Origin of the sequence: Wolbachia endosymbiont of Tetranychus urticae (assembly GCF_046529255.1) — a bacterium.
Taxonomy (GTDB): Bacteria; Pseudomonadota; Alphaproteobacteria; order Rickettsiales; family Anaplasmataceae; genus Wolbachia.
In genome coordinates this window covers 488,555-507,782 of the sequence record NZ_CP114181.1, presented here as the reverse complement: position 1 = coordinate 507,782, position 19,228 = coordinate 488,555, and the positions used below count along the sequence as shown (strand labels likewise).

At 34.1% G+C, this 19,228-nt stretch carries 13 protein-coding genes and 7 pseudogenes; 10 read left to right on the top strand and 10 right to left on the bottom strand.

Translation table 11 applies throughout. The features are described from left to right. The first annotated feature begins 104 nt into the window (after positions 1–104). The gene (locus O1Q06_RS02820) at positions 105–479 is read left to right on the top strand and encodes a hypothetical protein (RefSeq protein WP_410542959.1); all 375 of its coding nucleotides are present in this window, start codon (positions 105–107) and stop codon (positions 477–479) included. 215 nt (positions 480–694) lie between these two features. Here O1Q06_RS02820 and O1Q06_RS02815 read toward each other — a convergent pair whose 3' ends face one another. Beyond that, on the bottom strand, positions 695–2,149 hold the full coding sequence (locus O1Q06_RS02815) for an IS4 family transposase (protein ID WP_410542309.1): 1,455 nt from the start codon (positions 2,147–2,149) through the stop codon (positions 695–697). 112 nt (positions 2,150–2,261) lie between these two features. Further along, positions 2,262–2,603, bottom strand: coding sequence for a helix-turn-helix domain-containing protein (locus tag O1Q06_RS02810; protein WP_410542958.1), 342 nt, complete (start codon positions 2,601–2,603; stop codon positions 2,262–2,264). An 89-nt stretch (positions 2,604–2,692) separates the two neighbouring features. Here O1Q06_RS02810 and O1Q06_RS02805 point away from each other — a divergent pair, with 89 nt between their 5' ends. Further along, positions 2,693–3,604 carry an Rpn family recombination-promoting nuclease/putative transposase gene (locus tag O1Q06_RS02805; RefSeq protein ID WP_410542957.1) on the top strand — a complete coding sequence of 304 codons (912 nt, stop codon included), beginning with the start codon at positions 2,693–2,695 and terminating at the stop codon, positions 3,602–3,604. A 79-nt stretch (positions 3,605–3,683) separates the two neighbouring features. Here the strand turns inward: O1Q06_RS02805 and O1Q06_RS02800 are convergent, their stop codons facing one another. After that, positions 3,684–3,965 carry a hypothetical protein gene (locus tag O1Q06_RS02800; RefSeq protein ID WP_410542956.1) on the bottom strand — a complete coding sequence of 94 codons (282 nt, stop codon included), beginning with the start codon at positions 3,963–3,965 and terminating at the stop codon, positions 3,684–3,686. A gap of 193 nt (positions 3,966–4,158) precedes the next feature. Here O1Q06_RS02800 and O1Q06_RS02795 point away from each other — a divergent pair. After that, positions 4,159–4,802, top strand: a pseudogene (locus O1Q06_RS02795) (IS982 family transposase); the annotation flags it as partial. 7 nt (positions 4,803–4,809) lie between these two features. Here the strand turns inward: O1Q06_RS02795 and O1Q06_RS02790 are convergent. Next, positions 4,810–5,508 (bottom strand): annotated as a pseudogene (locus O1Q06_RS02790) (IS630 family transposase); the annotation flags it as partial. Between the two features lie 81 nt (positions 5,509–5,589). Between O1Q06_RS02790 and O1Q06_RS02785 the strand changes: the two are divergent. Continuing rightward, a protein-coding gene (locus O1Q06_RS02785; RefSeq protein ID WP_410542208.1) for an IS630-like element ISWpi10 family transposase occupies positions 5,590–6,592 on the top strand; the annotation gives its coding sequence in 2 pieces (ribosomal slippage) (positions 5,590–6,099 and positions 6,101–6,592; 1,002 coding nt in all). 16 nt (positions 6,593–6,608) lie between these two features. On the opposite strand, the pseudogene O1Q06_RS02780 reads toward O1Q06_RS02785, so the two are convergent. Continuing rightward, positions 6,609–6,917, bottom strand: a pseudogene (locus O1Q06_RS02780) (IS630 family transposase); the annotation flags it as partial. A gap of 218 nt (positions 6,918–7,135) precedes the next feature. Next, positions 7,136–8,222, bottom strand: a pseudogene (gene dprA, locus O1Q06_RS02775) (DNA-processing protein DprA). A gap of 61 nt (positions 8,223–8,283) precedes the next feature. Between dprA and O1Q06_RS02770 the strand changes: the two are divergent. The 4 genes from O1Q06_RS02770 (at position 8,284) to O1Q06_RS02755 (ending at position 12,510) form a co-directional block, all read left to right on the top strand. Next, positions 8,284–8,661, top strand: coding sequence for a ferredoxin family protein (locus O1Q06_RS02770; protein ID WP_410542955.1), 378 nt, complete (start codon positions 8,284–8,286; stop codon positions 8,659–8,661). Between the two features lie 860 nt (positions 8,662–9,521). Continuing rightward, positions 9,522–10,475: a D-alanine--D-alanine ligase gene (locus tag O1Q06_RS02765; RefSeq protein ID WP_410542954.1), complete on the top strand. Its 954-nt coding sequence runs from the start codon at positions 9,522–9,524 to the stop codon at positions 10,473–10,475. Next, on the top strand, positions 10,456–11,214 hold the full coding sequence (locus tag O1Q06_RS02760) for a cell division protein FtsQ/DivIB (protein ID WP_410542953.1): 759 nt from the start codon (positions 10,456–10,458) through the stop codon (positions 11,212–11,214). The genes O1Q06_RS02765 and O1Q06_RS02760 overlap by 20 nt, the downstream gene beginning before the upstream one ends. Positions 11,215–11,504: 290 nt before the next feature. After that, positions 11,505–12,510 (top strand): IS630 family transposase gene (locus O1Q06_RS02755; protein WP_410542215.1). Its coding sequence is split into 2 segments (ribosomal slippage): positions 11,505–11,966 and positions 11,968–12,510, totalling 1,005 coding nucleotides; the frame shifts between segments, so codons are not numbered across the junction. Between the two features lie 7 nt (positions 12,511–12,517). Here the strand turns inward: O1Q06_RS02755 and O1Q06_RS02750 are convergent. The 3 genes and pseudogenes from O1Q06_RS02750 to secA form a co-directional block, all read right to left on the bottom strand. After that, a pseudogene (locus O1Q06_RS02750) lies at positions 12,518–13,161 on the bottom strand (IS982 family transposase); the annotation flags it as partial. A gap of 68 nt (positions 13,162–13,229) precedes the next feature. Further along, the gene (locus O1Q06_RS02745) at positions 13,230–13,592 is read right to left on the bottom strand and encodes a transposase DNA-binding-containing protein (protein WP_410542952.1); all 363 of its coding nucleotides are present in this window, start codon (positions 13,590–13,592) and stop codon (positions 13,230–13,232) included. A 241-nt stretch (positions 13,593–13,833) separates the two neighbouring features. Beyond that, positions 13,834–16,485, bottom strand: coding sequence for a preprotein translocase subunit SecA (secA, locus tag O1Q06_RS02740; protein WP_410542951.1), 2,652 nt, complete (start codon positions 16,483–16,485; stop codon positions 13,834–13,836). Between the two features lie 225 nt (positions 16,486–16,710). On the opposite strand from secA, the gene O1Q06_RS02735 reads away from it, so the two are divergent. Beyond that, positions 16,711–16,860 carry a hypothetical protein gene (locus O1Q06_RS02735; protein ID WP_410542950.1) on the top strand — a complete coding sequence of 50 codons (150 nt, stop codon included), beginning with the start codon at positions 16,711–16,713 and terminating at the stop codon, positions 16,858–16,860. Between the two features lie 465 nt (positions 16,861–17,325). Continuing rightward, a pseudogene (locus O1Q06_RS02730) lies at positions 17,326–18,306 on the top strand (IS481 family transposase). Between the two features lie 120 nt (positions 18,307–18,426). Here O1Q06_RS02730 and O1Q06_RS02725 read toward each other — a convergent pair. Then, a pseudogene (locus tag O1Q06_RS02725) lies at positions 18,427–19,161 on the bottom strand (IS630 family transposase); the annotation flags it as partial. Positions 19,162–19,228 lie beyond the last annotated feature (67 nt).

Below are 19,228 nucleotides of genomic sequence, written 5' to 3'. Positions count from 1 at the left end.
AGCTAATCAAATAGAAAAAAAAAATATCGACTTCAATTGATAAGACAGTAAAGTCAGTAGAAGCAAACGCTGAAAAAGCAGCAAAAAATGCAGCTGAAAAAGCAGTGAAAAAAGTAGGACCAGAAGTTGCAGATTTGCTAAAGCCAGAAATAAAAACTCAGGTAGAAGAAGCAGTAAAAAAATACACTGAAGAAAAAATTGAAAGTCTTATCAAACCTGAAATCACAAGCAAAATAGGTGATTTCCTCACTGAACAAAGTGAAAAATCAAGCAAATTTCTAGAATATGAAATGAATAAGTTAATCGAAAATGCACATAGGGATTTGGATGCAAGAATAGACAAGATTGAATGCGAACTTATAGAAGCAAAATCTGAGGTTTTAAAGACTGCTGCAAATAGTTTGAATGAGAGTGCAGACTTATTGTTTTCTGCTGAACGAGATGAAACATGTGAAAACCAAGATTTAGTGTATTTTTAATCATGAAAGGGGTTTTATGGGCAAAATTTAAAAAACCCATAAAACCCTTAGCTAAACCAAGAGAAAATATACTATAGTATTTTCTAAAATGAATGATAAATTTCCATTATGGTATTACCAACCAAAAGTTGTAAGTCTATACATTTATACATTAGAGGTCTGAGGCGGCTTTTGATGGTATGCCAACAGTGTTCTATGGGATTCAAATCTCACTTTTACCCACAACTTTGAGAGGTCATTATGCGAAGCATAACCATGCTTTCCCTGAGGTTTTCATAACCACGCCATAGAGTCATAGTTCCTGGTAAATTATCACTTTTTCTATTCATAAATCCACCTAATTTTCCTAACCAAATAATAGCTTGTTTTATGTTTGGAGGTTCTTCTGGCAATTTGGCTACTTTATGCTCACGTATGTAAAGGGTTTTCCACTCTTCATTACTTAAAACCTTAGTACAAACCTCCATAGGATTCGATAAAGCGATTTTTGTTAAATATAAAATATTAAATGCAATAATGCTCTTTATAGCGATTAATTTCTCTAATCTTTCTTTTGTAGCTAAACGAGAGCTTTCTACCTTACATCCTGATTTTAAAATCCTAAAATACTCCTCGATTTTCCATCTTAGCTTATACCAATTTATCCTTTCTATAGCATCTAAAGTGCTATTAACTGGTATATTAGTCAGCAAAGTCCAATCAATAGCTTCTACTCTTTCAGGAGGATTTGTTTCTTTGGCACTTACTACATATATAGCGATTTTATCACTTATTTTATGCTCTGTATCTTTCGATCCATAAATGTAAGGAGATCTGATAGGTATATAGCCTTTCATATACCTGACTTCAATGTTAGCTTTTCTTGAGATCTGGTATTTATTTTCAGCAACATTCAAGACAATTTCCTTTTTTACAGGCAGTTGAGTTATACGTGTTTGCAAATCCGTTTTTCCCCCTTCAATACAGATGAATTTCCTATTAGTTCGGTTGCGGATTACATAAAAACTGTCCAATGATTCAACAGTCCATAAAAACTTAAAAATATCTGCTTCCCTATCACCAATAGTAACAAGCTGTACACCTTCTGCGAGGTTATTTAGGGTTTCTTTTAGTGCCGCTATCCACTTATAGCTTTCTTTCTCCTTTATAGCAGTACGGTATTTCCTGTTTGCTTTTTCTTGGGCTGTTTCTTCCCTGATAGAACGTGCCCAACACTGTTGAGAAGATAGCCCTAAAGGTAATCCGTCTTTGTTAACCATTAAGTTACTGTGCAATAACAAACCCTTTTTATATTTTGTATAGGCTTTAGAAATACTACCTAGACCCTTAGTCTTTATATGAGAGTCAAAATCCAAATAACTTGTATCTTGAACTGAAAATACCAGCTCATTTCCTTTTATCCTTTCCATAGTTTCTTTATAATGGGAAGAATAAATTTCCTTAGCTTCAAGCTTCTCATTGCTAAATAATCTGTATGCACCTTTAGCTTCTTTCCATCCTACACAGCTTTGACTAATTGACCCAGACGCCTTATTCTCTATTAAATAGCTTGTTTTAATAAGTCTTGTATTAAGCCTTACATCTCCCAGATTAACATGTCTCAACTCTTTTTCTAGCCATTTATCTCCTAAGCCATCAGCACATTGTACATTTCTATTTACTTCACACATTTTTACCTCATCTTAAGTATATTTTTCTCTATCTTACTTGCTTTTTATACTTGTGGGTAAAAGTGAGATTTGAATCCCATAGAACACTGTTGGCATACCATCAAAAGCCGCCTCAGACCTCTGATGTATAAATGTACAGACTTACAACTTTTGGTTGGTAATACCATAATGGTAATTTATCATTCATTTTAGAAAATACTATAGCTTTGTCGAAACAACTACTTTCTTTTAGCACCTTTCGTTTGGGAAATAGATTTCTAATAGGAACTGATAATGCATCTGCTAATATTTTTAACTTCCCAATTGGAATGCCACATGCTCCTTGCTCATATCTTAGCAGCGTATGATAGTTTATGTTTACTTTGCCTGCTAAATCTTTCAGAGTATATTTTCTCTTTAACCTCCAGCTTCTTACTTTGTGTTCTATCTGATACCTTATCGAGATATTTGTCATAAATATTATACGGGTTAACATTACGTTTAATTGTTGAATATTTCTTCAGAATTGCGTATAATTATTAATGCTTTTTATCTTACTTTCTCATGGCTCTTTCTAAGTTTCTCGATCCAAAAAATGATGTTGCGTTTCGGCGTATCTTTGGTACTGAAAAGAATAAAGATATCCTCATTCACTTTCTAAATGATATTTTGAGCTTTACTGGCAAAAATGCAATACAGGATATAGAGTTTTTAAGTACTATTCAAGATCCTGATATTGCATCTAAAAAGCAAAGTATTGTTGATGTGCTATGTAGAGATTCTACAGGAGTGCAATGGATAATTGAGATGCAGGTCGCTAAAACCAAAGGCTTTGAAAAACGTGCCCAATACTACGCAGCTAAAGCTTACTCAAGACAAGCGGATAAAGGTGATCAATACCATGACCTTAAGGAAATTATCTTTATTGCTATAGCAGATTGTATACTATTTCCGGATAAGGCTGAGTATAAATCAAAACACACCATTCGGGATGAAGATACTAATGAACATGATCTAAAAGATTTTTATTTTGTATTTATTGAGCTGCCTAAATTTCCAAAAACCAAAGAAGATCAGCTTTCAAGTATAGTTGAAAAATGGGTCTACTTTTTTAGATATGCAGATGAAACTAGTGAAGAAGAGTTAGAAAGAATAATAGGAAGTGATCTAATAATTAAAAGAGCATATGAAGAACTCAATAGGTTCAACTGGTCAGAAAAAGAATTTATTGCCTATGAACAAGAGATCAAGCGTATTCGTGATGAACAGGCTGTCCTTGCTCAAAAACTTGATGATGCTAAACATGAAGGTAGACAAGAAGGTATTCAAATCGGCGAGGAAAGAGGTAGAGAAGAGGGTGAAATGAAAGCTAAAGTAGCAGTGGCCAAAAAATCACTTAAGGCTGGTATGTCTATAGATGTTATAGCTGAAATAACCGGACTTTCTATAGATGAAATCAAAAAACTTCAAAAGTAATATTTTTAGTTTCTATCTTATTTTATTCCATAATATAAAGCACTTGAGTAGTCTACGAAAAGTTAAACCATTTTGCTGCTTAACCTATAGCTCTTCTTCTATTTACAGGTTCTATAGCAATATTGCTGAGTGAAGACAAAGGTGTAGTAGATCTTTTCTCTAAACTCAGAGAATTCTCTTTAACCATGTCATTAAGCATTTTTTCTATGTTTCTTTCCAAATCGCTAAAAAACTTTTCACTTGGATTGTTACAAATATTCTTAGCAGATTCATGCAATATTCTGGGCACTTTAGAGTACTGACCGCTAATCACACTACCTTCTATAGACCTAAATAACTTATTAAACCAATAAAAGTCCATCTTTGATATTGCACATTCGGAGCTTTTAGCTAATATCTTTTCGAAGCTGTCTGTAATACTTAAGGCATAATCTCTTGCTTGCGATGGAGAAATAGACTGCTCTGCTAACGCTAATTCTGGATTAAAAAGAGAATAGAAAAGTCAGGAGAGTAGGGTAAACTCAACAAATAGAAAAAAATAGATGAGGTTACCCATGGAAGATATAACAAAACTGTTTTGTCTGGTCGATGATTTTTGCAGAGATATAGAGAAAAATTTTGCAGATAAACTACTGCCAAACGGTAAAAACCCACAAGAGTGCCAGAAATTACACATTCGGAAATTATCACAATAATCCTCCTGTATCAGCAATCTCCCTGTGAAAATTTTAAGGCTTTCTACCTGCATTACCTAACATTGCTCTACAAATCAGAGTTTTCGAAGTTGCCTTCATACACTAGGTTTGTTGCTCTAAAGCCCAGGGTTTTGTGGCATTTAGCCATGCTATTACAGTGCCTTTGCGGATGGTCAGAACTTACTGGAATCTCATACATAGATACAACTCCTATTGCAGTTTGCCATGCAAAAAGAATATCAAGAAATAAGGTTTTTGCTGGAATTGCAAAATTAAGCAAGAGTACATATGGCTGGTTTTTCGGCTTTAAACTACATTTGATAATTAACGAGAAAGGTGAAATTCAAGCTTTTACGCTTACAAGAGGTAATGTTGACGATAGAGAGCCTGTAGCAAACCTAACTAAGAAATTAACCGGTCTTTTGTTTGGTGATAAAGGCTATATTAAAAAAGAGCTTTTCCAAGAGTTGTTTAACCGCGGTTTGAAACTTGTTATACCAATTCTCATTATTAATGAACCAAATAAGAAGCATAGCAGAGTTGTTTAACCGTGGAAGGGGAAAGAGAGGTAATAAATTTACACAAAGCGCATTCAAGCAGAACAATTGTATTGTAGATTTTATTGCGTAAAATGTTCTGTTTTATATATAACCAAAACCTCTCAACAGGATTGAGTTCAGGTGAGTATGGTGGTAGGTATATAATTTCGATATTTTTAGGTGCCTTTAAATTTTTTGACTTATGCCAACTAGCGCAATCCATCAAGAGAAAAGCCTTTCGTATTCCTAAATATTGCGACATCTGTTCAAGGAATATATTTATACAATCAGTGTTGACGTTTGGTGCAAATAAGCTAAAATTCTCTCCATTTCTGGGATTAACTGTACTATAGAGATAAAAATTTTCCCTACCTAATTTTACCTTAACCTGTGTCCTACTGCCTTTTTTAAACCACCCATGTCCAACTTTTGAATGTGTACCAAACCGTGATTCATCGAAGAAAAATAGCTCTTTTTCAGAATGCATGACAATAGTTTCATTGAGGTTTTTTTTAAACTCCTCTTGCTTGTTTTTATCTTGTCCACTATGAACTGGTCTTGGTGTGATATATGAGAATTTCATTCTTTGCATATTACGATGTATTGCGGATTTTCTGATATTCAAACCAAATCTTTCTTGGATTCTTATTCTCATTTCTCTAATAGTAATACCAATTCCCACTATGTAAAGAACAGATAGACAATAATGGGAAAGAAGTGATACTAGAGTAGATAAAATAGAGAGGTATAAATGGCATTAAGGTCAAAACTGTTAGACGAAAAAGTTGTAAATTTGGCGAAAGAAATGTTAAAAAAGGTCAGAAATAACGCATATGTTTCAAAAAAGTTACAAGCGGTGATAGCAGGAAAAGAAAGTAGTATAAGCGCTGTGGCAAGAATATGTAAAATTTCAAGGACTGCTTTGACTGAATGGATAAAGCATCTAAAATTTGGTAGAGTAGAAAAATTATTTTCCCCTTCTCAGCGGCGAAGAAAAAGCAAATTAAACAAAAATCAACGTGAGCAAATTGAAATATGGGTAGAAAGAAATCCAAATATTACTATTAAGGAAGTGCAAATAAAAATCTCAGAGGAATTTGGCCTAAACATTAGCAAATCAACAGTGCATCGTGAGATACAAAGGATGAAGTTTTCTTATATAACACCGAGGCCAATTCACCATAAACAAGATAAAAACAAGCAAGAAGAGTTTAAAAAATACTTCAATAAAATAGTCAATTCCCACCCTGAAAAGGAGGTATTTTTTTGATGAATCACGATTTGGAACTCATTCAAAAATCGGACACGGATGGTTTAAAAAAGGGGTCAGAACGCAGGTTAAAATGAAAATTGGTAGACAAAATTTCTATATCTACAGTGCGGTAAATCCAAGAAGTGGTAAGAAAATTAGCCTACTTGCTCCATATGTAAACACTGATTGTATGAATATATTTCTGGAGCAGATGTCGAAAGATTTAGGCACGAAAAAAGCCTTTCTTGTAATGGATTGTGCAGGCTGGCATAGATCAAAAAGTTTGAAAATTCAGAAAAACATTACCATTATATACTTGCCTCCTTATTCACCAGAACTGAATCCTGTTGAGAGGTTGTGGCAATATATCAAACACAATACTTTACGCAACAGAGTCTACGATACCATAGGCTTACTTGAAGATGTTCTGTGTAGTTTTATTGTCAGTATTTCCAGTGCTACTATTAAACGAGTTTGTAATGTTTCTTATTTGTTCGATTAGTAATGGAATTTGGTATAATATTGGGGTTTTCCTCTATCCACAACTCAATTCGTTCAAGTTGACTTTGGTTCAATATAGTTTTTCTACGGCGTTGAGGTGGAGCAAATAATTTTTCTTCTCTTCCAAATTTTATGTGCTTTATCCATGTAGTAATTGCCTTTCTCGAAATGCAACATATTTTTGCTACAGCTGTTATACTGTGCTTTTTTGCTGCAATTACAGCATTTAGTTTTTTTGCAACATACGCATTATTTCTTACTCTCTTCAGCATCTCTTTTGCTGATTTCACCACTTTTTCATCCAATAATTTTGATCTTAATGCCATCTAAACCTCGCTATTTTACTTACTTCAGTATGGCTTTTTTCCATTATTTTCTATTCGTTGCTTGTATAGCGGGAATTGGTATAAGTATAAAAGTTATGTAAAAATACAACGTTTTTAGTGAGATTACGGAAAGCCAGCGTCACACGCTGGAATGACATCTTTCTTGGTGGACTCAAACCATAATGTTTGTACGGTTGTGGACTTATAACTAAAGCAATCTAGAAAATTAATGACATTTTATTCCCCGGAGAACGCTCTATTTTGTTTTCCAACTCTAGTTCTAAAAGAGCCATTAGAGCTATGTTGGCAGAAAGTCCGCTTGCTAATATAAGTTCATCTATATCAACAGGTACAGAGTTAATATGATCAACTATAACATATTTTGCCTGTTGCAATTTTTCTTGTTTTTGGTTAACAGCATAGTGCTCAACATTAAATAGTTTTTTTTTGCTGCGGAGGTAAACTAAACCTAATACTCTCTATTATGTCATCAGCGGATTCGATAAGCTTAGCACCGTTTTTAATTAAATAATTACTACCACTACAGCGTGAATCTAGAGGGAAACCAGAAACTGCAAATACCTCTCTCCCTTGATTTAAAGCAAAATCTGCTGTTATTAGAGAGCCAGAACGTTTCGATGCTTCAATCACTACAACACCCAGCGATAGACCAGATATAATTCGATTCCTTTGAGGAAAATACTGAGGTTTTGGTTTAGTAGCAAATGGAAGCTTAGTCATTACTAATCCGCCATTTTCAGTATTTTTTTTGTATAGATCAAAATTTTCTCTTGGGTATACTACGTCAATTCCGCTTGCTGTAACAGCAATAGTGGGGTAATTTTTGTATATTACACTGTTTGCTGCAGTATCAATCCCTCTTGCAAGCCCAGAAATTATGATGAAACCAGCTTGGCTTAAATCGAGTGCCAACTTATTGGCAAAATTTCTTCCATTCATTGAAGAATTACGTCCACCGATTATTGCAATTATCTCACGACTTAATAATGATACATCACCAAGTGTAGTTATTACAGGAGGAAAACCAGAGATATTCCTTAAAATGTCAGGGTAATCTGGATCACATGCTGGTGTTATTTTAGCTCCAATTTTTTCTGCATTCTTAATTTCTTCTCGTGCATTTTGAATTCCATAATCCTTGTTAGTCAACTTATTAAGATATTTAAGCACTTCATATAGCGACCCACATGCTCTAAGTATACTAAAGAACTTTACTGGTCCCACAGTTCTAGCCAAGCTTAGCCATATTTCTAATTCTTCGTTATTTAATTTATTTATCTTCATAAAAGGCTTGAATTTCTTATCAATTTAGTGTACCCAAGATAATGTAAATATACAGTGTTTTATGACGCATTTTGTTACAGATAAATGCATAAAATGTAAATATACAGACTGTGTGGAAGTATGTCCCGTTGACTGCTTTTATGAAGGTAAAAATATGCTCGTGATTAACCCAGATGGGTGTATTGATTGTGGAGTGTGTATACCTGAATGTCCAGTAGATGCAATTGTAACTGATGATTCCATAAAAGATATTCTAGAGTTAGATGAAGGCTTACTGAATAATGAACAAAAAATCTTTAAATCATTTTACAATATAAACGTAGAATATTCGCAAAAATGGCCAAACATTACAGCTAAAAAGCAACCCCTAGATACAGCAGAAGAGTATAAAGAAAAAAGGGATAAGACAGCTTATTTTGATGAAAATTTAGGGTCATAGAGTACAAAAATAGACTTACATTTTTTTGATTAAATAGACATTGAATTGTAAGCGTCTATTTCATCTGCCATAGACGATAATTGTGCACTCTCAAAACGGAGATTGTTTGCAATATCTATTAATTTCTCACTAATTTGTGAACGAGGTTCAGGCACTGGAAAGAAAACGTCACATCTAGCCTTGCATAGAGGTTTGTCTGTTTCATTGAACGCCTCTTCACAGTTTTTGTGGCAAATATGAGATAGGTTACGTGCCTGAAACGTTAATGAATTCGAGTTTTGTGTAGGTATAACCATAATATACTCCTAAATTAAAAAACTAACGCCACGGTAGCATTTATGTGTTAATAAAATTGTAATATTTATATCAGCATAATTACTTTCCAGATAAGTTTACTTTATTGAAAATTTCAGGAAAATATTGTACAATTACTCATGAACTTTGGTAAAACTCACGGCAAACGCTAATGTATCTTTCAGTAAAAAAACCTTACAGCATTTTGCTAAGCTAGTTGAGTTTACTAAGCAGCCCACTCAAGAATTAGCAGAAAGACTATTTAATAGATCATGAAATGGAACTATCTGTAGTTGCTGATCAATATGACATTGAAGGTGTAGAAACAGTTGATTACAAAGATGTAAAGTGGAAATCAAGCGGATTACAAAATTAAATTTTTAAAGAATATTACTGAAAAAGATCTTCCAGTTTTACTTGCAATCTGGTGTCTGATCATAAAGGAACCAGTTTGCATGAAACCATCTGCAAGTTTCAATATCTGTACAGCTGTGGAATTTTTCAAAGCGTTTTTTCTATTGAAGATAAAAGTATCTTTTATATATGATATATAGCAAAATATTAGGGTGCTTATGGTTCCAAATATAGCAATTTTAAGTGGTGGATTTTCTTGCGAAAGAGAAATATCGCTTATGAGCGGAAAAGCAGTAAAGAAGGCGCTTGATAGCCTTTCATATAATGCAATAGAAATAGATGTTGATAGCAACATTGCTCAAAAGCTTAAAAAAACTAATCCCGCTCTTGCTTTTATTGCTCTACATGGACCTTATGGTGAAGATGGCTGTATTCAAGGTTTACTGGAGATTTTAGGTATAAAATATACACACTCAGAAGTTATGGCTTCGGCTGTTGCTATGAATAAAGTGATGTCAAAGCATATATTCCATTCTCTTAATATCGACACTCCAAGAGGCTATGTAATTAGTCGAGAAGATGTGCTAAAAAATGATATTAAAGTTGATTATCCGTACGTCTTAAAACCGATTAACGAAGGCTCAAGCATTGGAGTACACATGATTTTCTCACATGAGGATTACTTAGAGCTGAAAAATAATAGTTCTACTATAATGGAAAAGATGATCATAGAAGAATACATACCGGGTATAGAGTTACATACTGCTGTATTACTGAATGAAGCAATTGGCACTATGGAAATACGACCGAAAAATAAATTCTATGATTATGAAGCAAAGTATACAGATGGATTTGCAGAACATATATTTCCTGCTGAAATTCCTAACAACATATATAGAATAACCTTGGAACACGCGTTAAAAGTTCATCAATTTTTAGGATGTAAAACTGTTTCCCGCTCAGACTTCCGTTATAATCCCCAAAATAACACTTTAAAAATGCTTGAGGTTAATACACATCCTGGCTTTACTGAATTGTCGTTAGTACCAGAAATTGCAAAATTGACAAGAGGAATTGATTTTAATGAATTAGTCAAAATTATTGTCGAAGACAGTTTACACCACAGGAATATTAGAGATCAAGCCGATGTTGAACAATGTTACTAGAAGCCAAAGAAGTTTTTTGCGCAAGTGCGCTCTTGTTATTATCACTGCACTTTTTCTCACATTAGTACTTTATAGTTCACTTGACAAAATAACAAATCGATTCAATTACTACTTTACTTGGTGTAACAATCGCTTATCGAACTTATTAATTAGCAATGGATTTTCAATCGACAAAGTAACCGTTACTGGAAACAAATTTACAAATGAACAGGACATTCTAAGTTTAGTAGATAGAACACAACCTATCATGTATGTATCACTCTCAAAACTAACAGATAATATACAATCTGTAAGCGAATGGATAAAACATGTAAGAATTTATAGGATTTTACCCAACACCTTACGCATTGATGTAAATGAACACAAACCTTTTGCTCTTTGGAAAGATGATAACAGAACTTCAGTAATTGACTCTGAAGGTAAAGTAATCGTAGATGATTACCAGATAGATAACCTTGTTATAATTAAAGGACAAAATTCGTTATCAAGCCTAAAATTCATTAAATATATACTAGAGAGGAAAACTCAATTAAGTGATCATATTTCTTCTTGTGTTTATGTAGGCAATAGAAGATGGAATATCATACTCGATGACAGTGCCACAGTAAAATTGCCTGAAGATAATCCTTATAGCTCATGGGATTATTTAAGCCACTTGCAAAATACAACCGACTTTACTTTTAGCAATTGGAGCATAATTGATATGCGTGTTGCTGATAAGATCCTTGTGAAGAAGTGATCTGCTCGGTGCTCCTTTTCATGTCATGCAAGTAGCCCTTTCTCTGTCATCCGAGTAGCTTAAAACTGAAATCCAGATTGCAAGTAATCAATTAGGTTGGGTGAGTATGGGGTTTGCATTATAGAAGGAAGCATTAACCATTACTAAACAAAAAGCCTTGATCTGGAGTAGAATGTTTTAAGACAGAAACATCACAAAGATCTCTCTTATACCAATTCCCGCTATACAAGCAACGAATAGAAAATAATGGAAAAAAGCCATACTGAAGTAAGTAAAATAGCGAGGTTTAGATGGCATTAAGATCAAAATTATTGGATGAAAAAGTGGTGAAATCAGCAAAAGAGATGCTGAAGAGAGTAAGAAATAATGCGTATGTTGCAAAAAAACTAAATGCTGTAATTGCAGCAAAAAAGCACAGTATAACAGCTGTAGCAAAAATATGTTGCATTTCGAGAAAGGCAATTACTACATGGATAAAGCACATAAAATTTGGAAGAGAAGAAAAATTATTTGCTCCACCTCAACGCCGTAGAAAAACTATATTGAACCAAAGTCAACTTGAACGAATTGAGTTGTGGATAGAGGAAAACCCCAATATTACTATTAGAGAAATGAGAATAAGAATCCAAGAAAGATTTGGTTTGAATATCAGCAAATCCGCAATACATCGTAATATGCAAAGAATGAAATTCTCATATATCACACCAAGACCAGTTCATAGTGGACAAGATAAAAACAAGCAAGAGGAGTTTAAAAAAAAACCTCAATGAAACTATTGTCATGCATTCTGAAAAAGAGCTATTTTTCTTCGATGAATCACGGTTTGGTACACATTCGAAAGTTGGACATGGGTGGTTTAAAAAAGGCAGTAGGACACAGGTTAAGGTAAAATTAGGTAGGGAAAATTTTTATCTCTATAGTACAGTTAATCCCAGAAATGGAGAGAATTTTAGCTTATTTGCACCAAACGTCAACACTGATTGTATAAATATATTCCTTGAACAGATGTCGCAATATTTAGGAATACGAAAGGCTTTTCTCTTGATGGATTGCGCTAGTTGGCATAAGTCAAAAAATTTAAAGGCACCTAAAAATATCGAAATTATATACCTACCACCATACTCACCTGAACTCAATCCTGTTGAGAGGTTTTGGTTATATATAAAACAGAACATTTTACGCAATAAAATCTACGATACAATTGTTCTGCTTGAATGCGCTTTGTGTAAATTTATTACCTCTCTTTCCCCTTCCACGGTTAAACAACTCTGCTATGCTTCTTATTTGGTTCATTAATAATGAGAATTGGTATAACAAGTTTCAAACCGCGGTTAAACAACTCTTGGAAAAGCTCTTTTTTAATATAGCCTTTATCACCAAACAAAAGACCGGTTAATTTCTTAGTTAGGTTTGCTACAGGCTCTCTATCGTCAACATTACCTCTTGTAAGCGTAAAAGCTTGAATTTCACCTTTCTCGTTAATTATCAAATGTAGTTTAAAGCCGAAAAACCAGCCATATGTACTCTTGCTTAATTTTGCAATTCCAGCAAAAACCTTATTTCTTGATATTCTTTTTGCATGGCAAACTGCAATAGGAGTTGTATCTATGTATGAGATTCCAGTAAGTTCTGACCATCCGCAAAGGCACTGTAATAGCATGGCTAAATGCCACAAAACCCTGGGCTTTAGAGCAACAAACCTAGTGTATGAAGGCAACTTCGAAAACTCTGATTTGTAGAGCAATGTTAGGTAATGCAGGTAGAAAGCCTTAAAATTTTCACAGGGAGATTGCTGATACAGGAGGATTATTGTGATAATTTCCGAATGTGTAATTTCTGGCACTCTTGTGGGTTTTTACCGTTTGGCAGTAGTTTATCTGCAAAATTTTTCTCTATATCTCTGCAAAAATCATCGACCAGACAAAACAGTTTTGTTATATCTTCCATGGGTAACCTCATCTATTTTTTTCTATTTGTTGAGTTTACCCTACTCTCCTGACTTTTCTATTCTCTTTTTAATCCAGAATTAGCGTTTTAGAAATACTACCTAGCCTCTTGGTTTTTATATGAGAGTCAAAATCCAAATAACTTGTATCTTGAACTGACAAAACAAACTGATTTCCTTTCATTCCCTCCATAGTTTCTTTGTAATGGGAAGAATAAATTTCCTTATCCTTAAGCTTTTCATTGCTAAATAATCTGTATGCACCCTTAGCTTCTTTCCATCCACTACAGCTTTGATTAATTGATCCAGACGCCTTACCCTCTATACAATAGCCTGTTTTAATAAGTCTCTTATTAAGTCTTGTATCTCCTAAATTAACGTGTTTTAACTCTCTTTCCAGACATTTATCCCCTAAGCCATCACTATATTGCACATTTGTACTTACTTCACTAATTTTAATCCCAAATTTATTTGGTATCCATTTTACTCACTTTTTTATTTGTGGGTAAAAGTGAGATTTGAATCTGATTGAGAAGTTCTGATCAAGCACGCCATAAGAAAGTCTCTACAAACCTTTTGGCCCAATATTAATTCGGCTATTGATTTTGTCTTTCAGAGTGCTCGAGCAGATCTGACTTCGGTTAGCTATAGCAGCTATAATGTGCTTGCAACAACTAATTCACTACGGCAACTGCACCGTGACAGTGTTTGTATTTTTTTCCAGAGTTACAAGGGCACTTGTCATTTCTTGAAACTTTTGGAAGTCTGCTATTTTTAGTAGAGCGTGACCTATTGCCTATTTCTTGATTGTCTAGCAACTTAAAGTGCGCTAGGCGGTGAATGGTAAGCTCCCTCCACTTTTCAAGCATCGACTCAAACATTAAGAAAGCTTCGCGTTTAAATTCATTCAGTGGGTCTTTTTGCCCCATGGCACGCAAATTTATGCTTTGTCTTAGGCTCTCTAAGACCGAAAGGTGCTCCCTCCATAAATGATCAAGTGTCATGATCATCACTTGTTTCACTATCGTATTCCACAAATTTGTAGTTTGTTGACTATTGAAATATTTTTCTTTCTCAGTAAAAAATTCTTGTATTTTGTCATTTATATAATCCAAGGCTTCTTGTTTATTCAAAAACTCTGCTAGATTAAGCGTTATCCCGTATCTTATGTGGAATTCTTTTGCAATATCTTCAACATAATCTTCGTAATAACCACTTTGTACTATACCTTCTATTATATCCTCATTTACTTCACTATATACTTCAACTAAATCATTGATTTCATTGTTTAAAATATGATTTCTCTGCTTAAAAACAACCTTACGTTGATTGTTAATTACATCATCAAACTTTAGCAAAGACTTCCGCACATCATAATTTCTAACTTCAACTTTCTTCTGTGCTTTCTCAAGTGCTTTATTAATCCATGGGTGATGAATAGCTTCATTGTTCTTTAGTCCCACTTTTTGTAAAAAATTCCTCATTCTATCAGAGCCAAATATTCTCATTAAATCATCTTCCAGTGATAGAAAGAACTTAGAAAGTCCAGGGTCACCCTGACGACCAGAACGGCCACGCAGTTGATCATCTATTCTCCTGCTTTCATGCCTTTCGGTTCCGATAACACATAAGCCACCAGCTTTTATAGCAATTTCCTTATCTTTTTTTACTCTTTCGACTATTTCTTGATATTTTTTTTCTCTTTCATCAGCATTTTTTATTTTCTCGAGCTCTATTTTTGCAATCATTTCAACATTTCCACCAAGCTGAATATCAGTTCCACGTCCTGCCATGTTTGTTGCTATAGTAATGCTGGCTGGTATTCCAGCTTGCGCTATTATGTACGCTTCTTGTTCATGATAACGAGCATTTAGTACTGAATGCTTAAGAGAATAGCTTTGCAAAAGCGCAGAAAGTTTTTCAGAGTTTTCAATACTTACCGTACCAACAAGGACTGGTTGTAGGCGTTTGTGGCATTCTTCTATGAACTTCAATACAGCACTAAATTTTTCTTTTTCTGTGCCATAAATTTCATCGTCAACATCTATTCTTTTAACAGACACATTAGTTGGAATTTTTACCACATTTAATCTATATATATCATGAAACTCCTCTGCCTCTGTTACTGCTGTTCCTGTCATACCAGAAAGTTTGTTGTACATACGAAAGTAGTTCTGAAATGTGACTGATGCTAAAGTTTGACTTTCATGCTGAATTTCAAGATTCTCCTTTGCCTCCAATGCCTGGTGAAGACCATCAGAATATCTCCTACCTTCCATCATGCGCCCAGTAAACTCATCAATAATTACCACCTTACCGTTTTTCACTATATAATCTTTATCAGCAGTAAACAGCTTATGTGCACGAAGTGCTTGATCTATATAATGAGTCAGTATAATATTGCTAGTATCATAGAGCGAGGAATTTTCAGGAATGATGTTATACGATTTTAGTAATTCCTCCACTCGTGAAATGCCATTTTCAGTGAGGAAAACTGCTCTACTCTTTTCATCGACTTCATAGTCAGAATCAACTAATTTGATTACTATTTTATTGATATGCTTATATATCTGATTATTTTCCTCAAGTGGGCCAGAAATAATGAGCGGAGTACGCGCTTCATCAATCAGTATAGAGTCTACTTCGTCTACTATCGCGTAATTAAAGCCTCTCTGAACCATATCTTCTTGAGAAAATTTCATATTATCTCGTAGATAATCAAAGGCAAGTTCATTATTTGTTGAGTATACGATATCTGCGCTATAAGCCTTTTTTCTCTCGTCGTCTGTCAAATTGTTTGTAATAAATGCAACAGAAACTCCAAGAGAATTATATAATTTACTCATCCACTCTGTATCTCGTTTTGCAAGATAGTCGTTAACAGTTACGATGTGCACACCTTTTCCTTCTAAAGAATTTAGATATGCAGCTAAAGTTGCGACGAGTGTCTTTCCTTCTCCTGTTTTCATTTCTGATATCATGCCATTATGGAGAACCATGCCACCAATTAGCTGAACGTCGAAATGCCTCATGTTAAGGAATCTTCGTGATGCTTCTCGTACAACCGCAAATGCAGGTACGAGAAGGTCATTTAGTGTTTTTCCATTTTTCAGTTCTTGTTTTAATTCCGCAGTTTTACTAGCAAGATCCTCATCAGATAAGCTCTGCATTTCTTGCTCTAGCGCATTAATCTGCTGAGCAATTTTTCTGAAGGATTTTATTATCTTCTTGTTCGTTGATCCAAATATCCTTTTTATAAAAAAAAGTGACAACGTAAAGATGAAGAGTATAAGAATAGTTGTTAAAACTAACGTAGAGTCTGGCATAAACTTAGGTAAAGTTTTATTTAATATGAGATTATATTACTAAACGTAACCTGCGGCAATTAGATTCAGAAAATCTTTATTTACGAACTAAGGAAAAGATTCTTGCAGATGAAATGTAAAAGAGTCTATTTATTTTATTAAATATTATAATTAATAATTAAACTTTCTTGATAAATTATTAAAATAGTCTTAAGCTACATGTATAAAACGGTTAGTGGAGTTACAATGTTAAGCAATATTATAAAAGTAAAATTAGAGAAAAATAGTTGTCCTTTTGAAGAATTAGAAGAATTTTTTGCTTCATTAAAATTTGGTACAAAAGGGTTTAAAGATTCTTCAATAAAATTAGTTTGCCAAGGATGGGGTGTGCCGTAGAGACACAAAGAAAGATCAGAAATGAGCAAACTAAGTGCTTAAGCTGCACAATAGATGAGGGAAGGTCCCTCACAGTCGGCTTGCAAGAGCAGGCTTTAAACAACCATAAGCTGCTTTGATAAAGAGTCAAGGTAGTGAGAGTTATGGATAAAGGCACAAATACGTGTCATGTACGAAATAGAGAGGCGAATGAAAATGAACCACTGATGAAGTGTCGAAAGGGCTGAAACGACGTCAAAACCAGGAGCTCCCATCTCTCCTGGGATAGATCTACAAAGAACTTGCTTACTGGGTAGGTGGCGTCCGGCATAAAGGTGGCGTGAAACTATGTAATAGTTTAGATGTGTGATTCATAGAGGTTATTACAGCAAAAATGTAAGATAAAATAAAAACTTTGACTTGTGATAGTTTAAATACCTTATTACAACAATATGAATAAATTCATCAACAAGAGGCAATCAGTAAATGGATACCAAAGTTAAGTTGCGTTTGAATTGGATAGAATTATACAAAAAATTAGGTCATGCAGGTAAAGTGTGTCAACACTATAACATTTCACGCTTTACCTTACGAAAATGGTACAAACGTTATGAAAAGCTAGGTGCACAGGGATTGTCAAACCTTAGTAGCAGGCCTAAAACTTTACCCTTACAAAAAATCAACGAGTCAAATGAGCAGCTCATTCTTCATCTGAGAAAAGCTAGAAAATTAGGAGCAAGACGTATTCAAGCTGAATTGAAGCGTTTACATGATATCTCTTTTGCATTGGCTACTATACACAAAATTTTGAAGAAACACGATGTAAGTCTTTTACGTATTAAACGCCACTATCGCAAGCAGATTAAGCGTTATAACTGCAAAGTGCCAGGAGAGCGTGTACAAATGGATGTTTGCAAAATATCCTCGGGGCTTTATCAATATACTGCTATAGATGATTGTACGCGTTATAAAGTTATCGCATTATACTCAAGGCGTACTTCAAAAAATACTCTGGATTTCTTAAAACAATTAAGGGAAAGGGCTCCATTTCATTGTCAAAGGATTCAAACCGATAGAGGACAAGAATTTTTTACTTACGAAGTGCAAGAGTGTCTAAAAGAATGGAAAATAAAATTCCGTCCAATTAAGCCGTTTTCCCCACATTGAAATGGTAAAGTAGAAAGAGCGCAGCGTACAGATTTAGATGAATTTTATAGTAGCGTTAACATTAAGGATTATGAATTGCAAGTCAAGCTTAGGGATTGGGAAGAATATTATAATAAACAACGTCCTCATAGCTCTCTTCAGGGAAAGACTCCTTGGGAAAAATATAAAGAACTGGAAAAAACAATTCCTTGTCTAAGTGAAATACAAAAAAATTATACTTCATCAAAAGAAACATTTGTCATGCAAAATTACAAACATAACCAAGAGTTAAAGTCACTTCAAAAATACAAAACCTCTTAACAGATATTTCAAGTTCAGACTTGATCTGACAAATTAGTTGCAATAACCTCTATGAATCACACACTTTAAATTTTTTGACTTATGCCAACTAGCGCAATCCATCAAGAGAAAAGCCTTTCATATTCCTAAATATTACGACATCTGTTCAAGGAATATATTTATACAATCAGTGTTGACGTTTGGTGCAAATAAGCTAAAATTCTCTCCATTTCTGGGATTAACTGTACTATAGAGATAAAAATTTTCCCTACCTAATTTTACCTTAACCTGTGTCCTACTGCCTTTTTTAAACCACCCATGTCCAACTTTTGAATGTGTACCAAACCGTGATTCATCGAAGAAAAATAGCTCTTTTTCAGAATGCATGACAATAGTTTCATTGAGGTTTTTTTTAAACTCCTCTTGCTTGTTTTTATCTTGTCCACTATGAACTGGTCTTGGTGTGATATATGAGAATTTCATTCTTTGCATATTACGATGTATTGCGGATTTTCTGATATTCAAACCAAATCTTTCTTGGATTCTTATTCTCATTTCTCTAATAGTAATATTGGGGTTTTCCTCTATCCACAACTCAATTCGTTCAAGTTGACTTTGGTTCAATATAGTTTTTCTACGGCGTTGAGGTGGAGCAAATAATTTTTCTTCTCTTCCAAATTTTATGTGCTTTATCCATGTAGTAATTGCCTTTCTCGAAATGCAACATATTTTTGCTACAGCTGTTATACTGTGCTTTTTTGCTGCAATTACAGCATTTAGTTTTTTTGCAACATACGCATTATTTCTTACTCTCTTCAGCATCTCTTTTGCTGATTTCACCACTTTTTCATCCAATAATTTTGATCTTAATGCCATCTAAACCTCGCTATTTTACTTACTTCAGTATGGCTTTTTTCCATTATTTTCTATTCGTTGCTTGTAT